The organism is Nocardiopsis sp. NPDC101807, from assembly GCF_044766605.1.
Taxonomy (GTDB): Bacteria; Actinomycetota; Actinomycetes; order Streptosporangiales; family Streptosporangiaceae; genus Nocardiopsis; species Nocardiopsis tropica.
Genome location: NZ_JBIWMK010000005.1, coordinates 283,267 through 291,105, shown reverse-complemented (window position 1 = coordinate 291,105; position 7,839 = coordinate 283,267). Strand labels below are relative to the sequence as shown.

At 76.5% G+C, this 7,839-nt stretch carries 2 protein-coding genes and 1 pseudogene; 1 reads left to right on the top strand and 2 read right to left on the bottom strand.

Annotated elements, in window-relative coordinates:
- Positions 1–2,479: pseudogene (locus ACIRPH_RS17460) on the bottom strand (WD40/YVTN/BNR-like repeat-containing protein); the annotation flags it as partial.
- A 447-nt stretch (positions 2,480–2,926) separates the two neighbouring features.
- A complete protein-coding gene (locus ACIRPH_RS17455; protein ID WP_402915425.1) occupies positions 2,927–5,416 on the bottom strand; it encodes a glycosyl hydrolase family 95 catalytic domain-containing protein in 2,490 nt (829 codons plus the stop codon).
- Positions 5,417–5,517: 101 nt separating this feature from the next.
- Between ACIRPH_RS17455 and ACIRPH_RS17450 the strand changes: the two genes are divergently transcribed.
- Positions 5,518–7,767 carry a beta-galactosidase gene (locus ACIRPH_RS17450; protein WP_402915422.1) on the top strand — a complete coding sequence of 750 codons (2,250 nt, stop codon included), beginning with the start codon at positions 5,518–5,520 and terminating at the stop codon, positions 7,765–7,767.
- Positions 7,768–7,839: the final 72 nt, after the last annotated feature.

Sequence of the window (7,839 nt, the reverse complement as noted above, 5' to 3'; positions counted from 1 at the left end):
CCGCGCCGGGGGGCCCCCCCCCCCCCCCCCCGCGGCCCCCCCCCCCCCCCCCCCCCCCCGCGGGGGGGGGCCGCGGGGGGGGGGGGGGGGGGGGGGGCCCCCCGCCCCCGCGCCCCCGGCGCTAGGCCGGGTCGCCGTAGACGATGCCCCGGCCGTTGGTGCCGATGTAGACCCGGCCGTAGACGTTCGGGTCGCCGGTCACCACGGCTCCCGTCCAGCCCCACTGGTGCCGGTCGTCGTTGATCCGGACCCAGCTGGCGCCCGCGTCGTCGGAGCGGAAGATCCCCCGCACGCCGTCGATCCGCGAACTGGTGTAGACCGCCGGGTAGTCGGACCCCGGCGCGGGGGCGCCGAAGCCGACCGCGTCGCCCTCGTCCACCGCCCCGACACGCTCGAAGGACGTGCCCGCGTCGGTGGTGCGCCACATCCCGTAGTCGTCGCCGGCCCCTCCGGCGACCCACACGTCCCCGGTGTGGCCGGGCACCGCGCCGAAGCGGACGTTGCCCTCGGCGGGCAGCCCGTCGAAGCGCGCCGTGAAGGCCGCCCCGCCGTCCGTGCTGGTGTAGAAGGTCCCCCCGGAGACCGCGTAGAACACGTCCGGGTCCACCCTGTCCGCCTCGACCCTGGCCCCGGCCGGGACCCCGGTGGAGGCCGTCCACGACGAACCGGCGGTGGTGGACACGTGCACCCCCGTCCCGTCCGGGCTCCAGACGATCGACGAGCCGTCGGCCCCGACCGCGACCGTGCCGCCGCCGGTCACACCGGCGGGCTCCTGTCCCGCCCACCAGCTGTCGCCGCCGTCGGTGGACAGGCCGATGGCGGCGTCGTCCGCTCCGCCGCCGACCCTCGCGATGGTCGCGGGGGCGAGTTCGGCGAAGTCGAGGGAGGTCCCGGCCCCCCAGTGGGGCTCGTGGAACATCCGGTCCGGGACGGTGTCCAGGTCCTCGTGGGTGAAGCCGCCGAGGTCGAGCATCGCCGAGTGGAGGGGTGCGCCCTCGGGCGGGCTGATCAGGTCGTTGACGGCGGTCTCCTCGATGCCGTGGGCCTTCACCTCGATGTCGAAGGTGGTGTCGTCGTCCCAGTTGGTGAGGTTGTCGCTGCCGTAGACGGTGGCGCCGGTGCCGTACATGAACCGGTCGGAGTCGAAGGGGTCGATGGCCATGGCCTGGGTCATCCAGCCGAGCTTGGGCTGGGTCTCCGGGGGTGTCCCGGCGCTTCCCCAGTCGAGCCAGGGCGCGGTGGAGATGTCCAGGTCGTAGCGGGTCTCGCGCTCGGGGTAGGAGCTGTACTCCCATGCCTGTGTCCAGGTCTGGCCCCGGTCGGTGCTGCGGTAGATCTGGATGTCCGGCCACCAGGAGATCTGGGTGGCGACCATCAGCGTGTCCGGGTCCTGCCGGTCGACGGTGAGTCCGCCGTAGCCGAAGTAGTTGTCCGCGGAGTCGGAGGGCACGGGGCTGATGCGCGTCCACCCTCCGCCGGCGGTGTCGAACCGCCACACGTCTCCGGCGTCGCCGTCGTAGGGGCCGGGGGTGCTGGTGGTGGCGAGGTAGAGCTGTCCGCCCTCGTGGTCCACGACCGCGTGCGCGGGCAGGAACCCGGTGGGAGCGCCGGGGACGGGTTCCCAGGTCCGGCCGCCGTCCCGGCTCCGGTAGAGGGGGTCGTCGAGGTCCCCGACGCCCGCGTAGACGTCCTGGGTGGGCTCGCCGGGCGTGCCGCTGGACGGGTCGAAGACGACCCAGGTGACGCCGGTGACGTCACTCGCCATCCCGGTGCCGTCGGAGGGGTCCTGGACGTAGTCGCCGGGGTTGGGGAACTCCTCCACCTCGGCCCAGGTCACACCGGAGTCGGTGCTGCGCCACAGCCCGTGGCCGCCCCGGGCCCCGAAGTACACGATGCTGTTGTCGTTGGGGTCCACGGCGAGGCGTTCGCCCAGGCCGCGACCGGGCATGTTGCCGCCGAGCTTGAACGGCAGCTCGGTGGCCTCCCAGGTCTCGCCCCGGTCGTCGGAGCGCAGGATGGCCCCGTTGTTCGGGTCCCAGTCGTTGGTGTAGGTGCCCACGGCCGCGTAGACGCGGTCGGGGTCGACGGGGTCGGTGGCGATGCTCACCACGCCCGTCCAGCCCCAGTCGTCCCAGCCCACCCAGTCGAGCAGGGGGTCCCAGCGCTCGGTGGCGGTGTCCCAGCGGTAGGCGCCGCCGATGTCGGTGCGGGCGTAGGCCAGGCCGGGCTCGGTCTCGTTGAAGACGATGCCGGGGACGAAGCCTCCGCCGGCGATCTGCGCGTTGTCCCACGTGTACGCGTCCTGTGCGGGGGACGGCCCGGAGGGGGCGGCTCCGGCGGTGGTTCCGGCGGCCCCGACGGCCGTCGCGGCGAACACCGTCGCGGCGGCGGCGGCCAGCAACCGCCGCGCGCGGGCGGAGAGCTCGGGGGGATCGGACGGTTCGGGGGGTCCGGCGGGGCCGGGCGGGTGCGGAGGCATGTGCGGGCTCCTCGGTGGGGGGAAGCGTCCGCCGCCGGGAAATCCGGGGCCCGGGGGCAGGCGCGAATTCACCATTAGTCTGATTAGGCGACTAAGTAGCGGCAAGGGGTGTTGGGGCACGAATTTCGAAGCGCTTCGACTACGGTGCGGCCCCGCCTCCTCCGCCTCCGCGACCTCCTCCGTCTCCGCGGGCCCTGGGGCCTCAGCGGCCCCGCCTCCTCCGCCTCCGCGACCTCCTCCGTCTCCGCGGGCCCTGGGGCCTCAGCGGCCCCGCCTCCTCCGCCTCCGCGACCTCCTCCGTCTCCGCGGGCCCTGGGGCCTCAGCGGCCCCGCGGACACGCGGGAGCGGGGCCGGCTGGACCCGCCGCCCCCGCTCCCGGCAGCGCCGCGCCGGGGCGGCGGACGCCGCCGGCCCCTCCCCCGTCCCGGGGTCGGGGCGGCCCCGTGTCAGTCCGCGGGGTCCCGGTCGCGCCCCGTCCGGAAGACGACCCCGACGGCCCGTTCCGGTCCGACGCGGACCGTGCGCCGGGTCGCGTCGGGGAGCCCGACCACGGCGGTGCGCGGCTCCACCGAGCGCAGCTCGGCGCGGGCGGCGCCGCCCTCCCAGTCGAGGCTGTCGACGATGATCCCGCCGCGCGCCCGCAGGCCCTCGACCCGCCCGCTGCGCCAGTCCGGGGGCAGGGCGGGCAGGAGGTCCAGCCGGCCCTCGGAGGAGCGGACGAGCATCGCGGCGACGACCGCCGGGAACCCGCCGCCGATGTCGACGTTGAACAGCGCCCCCCTGTTGTGGGTGGGCACCAGGGTGGGCCGCCAGTAGCGGGTGGCGAGCAGGCCGAGGGCTTCGTGCGCCTCCCCGGCCAACCCCAGGTTGGCCGCCGCCAGCCCCAGCTGGACGAGGCCGAACGCCATCTCGTCGGCCTCCTGGCCGCGCCACCAACCGAGGCGGGCGCGGACCGCGCGGACCGCCGCCGCCCGCAGGCGGGGCGAGGCGAGGGCCGGGTCGGTCTCGTACCAGAGCGGGTAGAGGTGGGAGGCGTGGCGGTGGGCGTGGTTCTCGGTCTGCTCGACCGCCCCGGGGGCCGCGGGTCCGGCCCACTCGGCGAGTTCACCGCCGCGGGCGACCCGGTAGCCGGGCAGGCGTGCCCCGAGCTCCAGCCAGCGGCGGGCGCCGCGGGCCCCGTGGCCGCCGGGCGCGGATCCGTCGAGGACGCGGTGGGCGCGTACGAGGTTGCGGACCAGGTCGCGGGCGACGGCGACGTCCATGGTGGCGTTGACGGCGGCCTGGCCGTCGCCGTCGCCGGGGGTGTTCTCCGGGGAGTAGGAGGGGACGAGGCCGTCGTCGGTGACGAAGTCCTCGTAGAACTCCCCGGCCGCGGTGAGGAAGGGCAGGGCCCGGTCGCGCAGGAAGGCCCGGTCGCGGGTGTGGGAGTAGTGGTCCCAGTAGAGGCGGGACATCCACGCGGCGCCCGCCGTCCAGCAGGTGAGGCACCACTCGGGGCCGAAGTGGTTGTGCCGCCCGGAGGTGGAGGCGTGCGCGGGGAGCACCGCGCCCCGGCACCCGTGGAGGCGGCGGGCGTTCTCGGCGAGGTCGTCGGCCATGCCGTCGAGGAGGTCGAACACGCTGGTCATCAGTTCGGGCGTGCCGGTGGCGTGGAGGGCGGCGACGGCGGAGGGGAGGTTGCCGTCGAAGGTGTACCCCGAACGCCAGGGCGGGTCGTAGGTGCCGCTCCACACCCCCTGGAGGGTGGGCGGGAGGTCGCCGCAGCTGGAGATGACGGCGTACCGTCCGGCGTCGACCAGGCGGGCGACCAGGTCGGGGGTGGGGCCCGCCTCCAGGAGGTCCTCGCCGAGGGGCGCGCCGCCTCCGGCGGGGACCGCGCGGTCCGCGGCGCTCCCGTGGGCGGGGTGTCCCCCGGAGCCCCCGAGGCGGAGACGGAACCGGTCCATCAGCTCGCCGTGCGCGTCCCGGTTGCGGGCGAGGATCCCCTCGAAGTCCACGGCGGGGGGAGTGCCGGGGGCGCCGGAGGCCGGCGCGTCGCCGAGGCCGCCGGGCCCGGGGGTCTCCGGGGCAGGAACGGGCGGGGCCCCCGGACGGGACCGGGACCCGGGCCCCGGCGGCGGTTCGGGGGCGGCCACGCGCACGCGGGCGAGGATCCTGACGCGGGCGGCGCCCCGGAGTTCCAGACCGTCCTCCACGACGCGGACCCTCCCGCCCTCGGCGACGACCTCGCAGGTCACCGTGTACCCCGGCAGGGTCCCGGGCGGACGTGCGGGGAAGCCGACGCGCAGCTCCATCAGCCCGGGGGCCGTCTCGGACTCCACCGCCAGCGGGACCGGCGGGCTCTCCTCCAGGAGGGTGAGGCGCAGCAGCCCGTCCAGTCCGTCCCCGTCCCCGGGATCGGCGGCGGGCGCGGGGCCGGGCCCCACCGCGCCGCCCCCGGGGCCCGCGACCGCACCGGCGGAGGTGATCTCCACGGCCACCGCGTGGTCGGGGCGGGAGGCGAGGACCCGGTGCGCGACACCGCCCGGCAGATCCTCGGTGACCAGGCCCGTGTCCAGGTCGCACCGGCGCTCCACCGCCCCCGGCCGGGGTTCGAGCGGGACGAACGACAGCACGGCCGCCCCCACCAGCGGGTCGATCCACCGGGTCCGCGCGTACCCGGGATCCTCCTCGGCCGCCGTCCGGACGATGAGCGCGGCGGCCTCGCGCGAGCGCCCGCGGAGGAGGAGCCGCCGGACCTCGGGCAGGACGCGGGAGGTCCGCGGGGCGGGCAGGGACTCCGTGACGGGCAGGAACAGCCGTTCGTGGCTGAGGGTGACACGTGTGCGGGCGGCCGTGGAGTGCACGAGCGCGCCCAGGCGCCCGCTGCCGGTGACCAGCGCGTCCTCCCAGTCCGTGACCGGGTGGCGGGTGCGGACCTGACGTGTCGCGGACATGCGGGCTCCTCGCGTGGGGGTGTCGCCGGGGGACGCGGTATCGCCATACTTTGTTGGCCGACGCGCCGAACCGGCCCGCGCCCACCCTAGGAGGAGCCCCCATGCCCACCCCGCCGTCGCCTCCCCCGGACCGTCCCGCCCCGGAGGGGAGGCCGCACGGGGCGCCGCCGACGGCGCCGCCCCCCGCCCCGCCCGCGACGCCGCCCGCCCCGGCGGCCGCGGCCCCTCCCCCCTCCCGGCCCCCGGCCGCGCCGCCCACGACCCCGCCCGTCACACCCCCCGCGGCTCCCCCGGACCGGCCCGCGGCCTCTCCCCGGGCGGCCTCCGCCCCGGTCTTCCGGGCCTCCCCGTCGTCCCCGCTGTGGTTCGGCGGCGACTACAACCCGGAGCAGTGGCCGGAGAAGGTCCGGGAGGAGGACGTCGACCTGATGCTCCGCGCCGGGGTCAACCTGGTGACGGTGGGCGTCTTCTCCTGGGGTCTCCTCGAACCCCGCGAGGGCGAGTACCGGTTCGAGTGGCTGGACCGGACCATGGACAGGCTCGGCGAGGCCGGGATCGGCGTCGCGCTGGCCACGCCGACCGCGTCCCCGCCGCCGTGGTTCACCCTCGCGTACCCCGACGCGATGCCGGTGACCGCCGACGGCACCCGGCTCACGCACGGCAGCCGCGACACCTACGACGTGTGCGCCCCGGCCTACCGGGAGGCTTCGGCGCGGATCGCGCGCGCCCTGGCGGAGAGGTACGCGGGCCACCCGGCACTGCGGATGTGGCACGTCCACAACGAGTACGGGTCGTGGTCGCACTCGGACCACACCGCTCGGGCGTTCCGCGACTGGCTGCGCAGGCACCACCACGACCTGGGGAGGCTCAACGAGGCGTGGACGACGGCGTTCTGGAGCCAGCACTACTCGGAGTGGGAGCAGATCCTGCCGCCGCGCGCCACGCAGTACCTGCCGAACCCGGCGCACGTGCTGGACTTCCGGCGGTTCCTGTCCGACGAGATGCTCGACCACTTCCTCGACCAGCGCGACGTGCTGCGCGAGGTGCGTCCGGACGTGCCGGTGACCACGAACCTGGCGTTCGGGGACTGGGTGCCGGTGGACCCGTGGCGGTGGGCGGAGCACCTGGACCTGGTGGCGGTGGACGACTACCCCGACCTGACGGGGCAGGGCGGCGCTGAGCAGACCGCGTTCGCGGCCGACCTGGCGCGTTCGTGGGCGGCCCGGATCCCGGGAGGGGGCAGGCCGTGGCTGCTGATGGAGCAGGCGGCGGGCGTGACCTACACGGGCGAGCTGACCCGCCCGAAGAGCCCCGGCGAGACGGTGCGGCACAGCCTGGCGCACGTGGCACGGGGGTCGCGGGGGGCGATGTTCTTCCAGTGGCGGGCCTCCCGGGGCGGCGCGGAGCAGTGGCACTCGGGGATGGTGCCGCACGCCGGCCCGGATTCGCGGATCTTCCGCGAGGTGTGCGAGCTGGGGAGCCTGTTGCCCCGTGTGGCGGAGGCGAGCGACGCGGAGGTGGTCGCGGACGCCGCCGTCACCTGGGACCCGGAGTCCTGGTGGGCGCTGGGGAGCCCGTCGCTGCCCTCCCGGAGCGTGGACTACCTGGAGTCGGTGCGCCAGGTGCACCGTGTGCTGTGGCGGTCGGGCCGCACGGTGGACTTCGTGCGCCCCGACCGGGAGCTGCCCCGGGTCCCGCTGCTGGTGGTCCCCGCCCTGTACCTGCTGTCGGACGCGGCCGCGGAGCGGTTGGCGCGCTACACCGAGGGCGGCGGGACCCTCGTGGTGACCTACCTGAGCGGGCTCGCCGACCCCTCCGGGACGGTGCGGACCGGCGGGTACCCGGGGGCGCTGCGGGATCTGCTGGGGGTGCGGGTGGAGGAGATGTACCCGATGTTCGCCGGGGAGACGGTCGGCATGGACCTGGGGATGGTCCGCGAGGAGGTGACGACGTGGAGCGAGCACGTCCACCTGGCCGGGGCGGAGGCCGTGGCCAGGTACGCGGGCGGGCCGCTGGACGGGTTCCCGGCCGTGACGCGGCGGCGCTACGGGGCCGGTGAGGCCTGGTACGTGTCGGCCCGGCTCTCGGACCGCGGGCTGGGCCGGGTGGTCTCCGAGGCGGCGGGCTCGGGTCCGTTCCCCGAGGACGGGCTGGACGTGGTGCGCCGGGTCGGCCCGGACGGGGCGTGGGTGTTCGTGACCAACCACGACGACCGGTCCCGGCGCATCGACCCGGCGCGGCTGGGGCTGGGGCCGGACGCCGTGGACCTGCTGTCGGGTGCGTCGGCGAACGGGCTGAACCTGCCGGGGGGCGGGGTCGCCGTCCTGCGCGGGCATCCGGTCGCCGTCTGACCCGCGCCCGGTGCGGGGCCGCGCCCTCCCCTCCCGCCGCCTGCCCCGCACCGGCCCGCGGCGCGAACGGAA

Bases quoted from the DNA above. Each gene is read 5' to 3' on its own strand.
- ACIRPH_RS17455 (WP_402915425.1), bottom strand. From the start codon at position 5,416: ATGTCCGCGACACGTCAGGTCCGCACCCGCCACCCGGTCACGGACTGG.
- ACIRPH_RS17450 (WP_402915422.1), top strand. From the start codon at position 5,518: ATGCCCACCCCGCCGTCGCCTCCCCCGGACCGTCCCGCCCCGGAGGGG.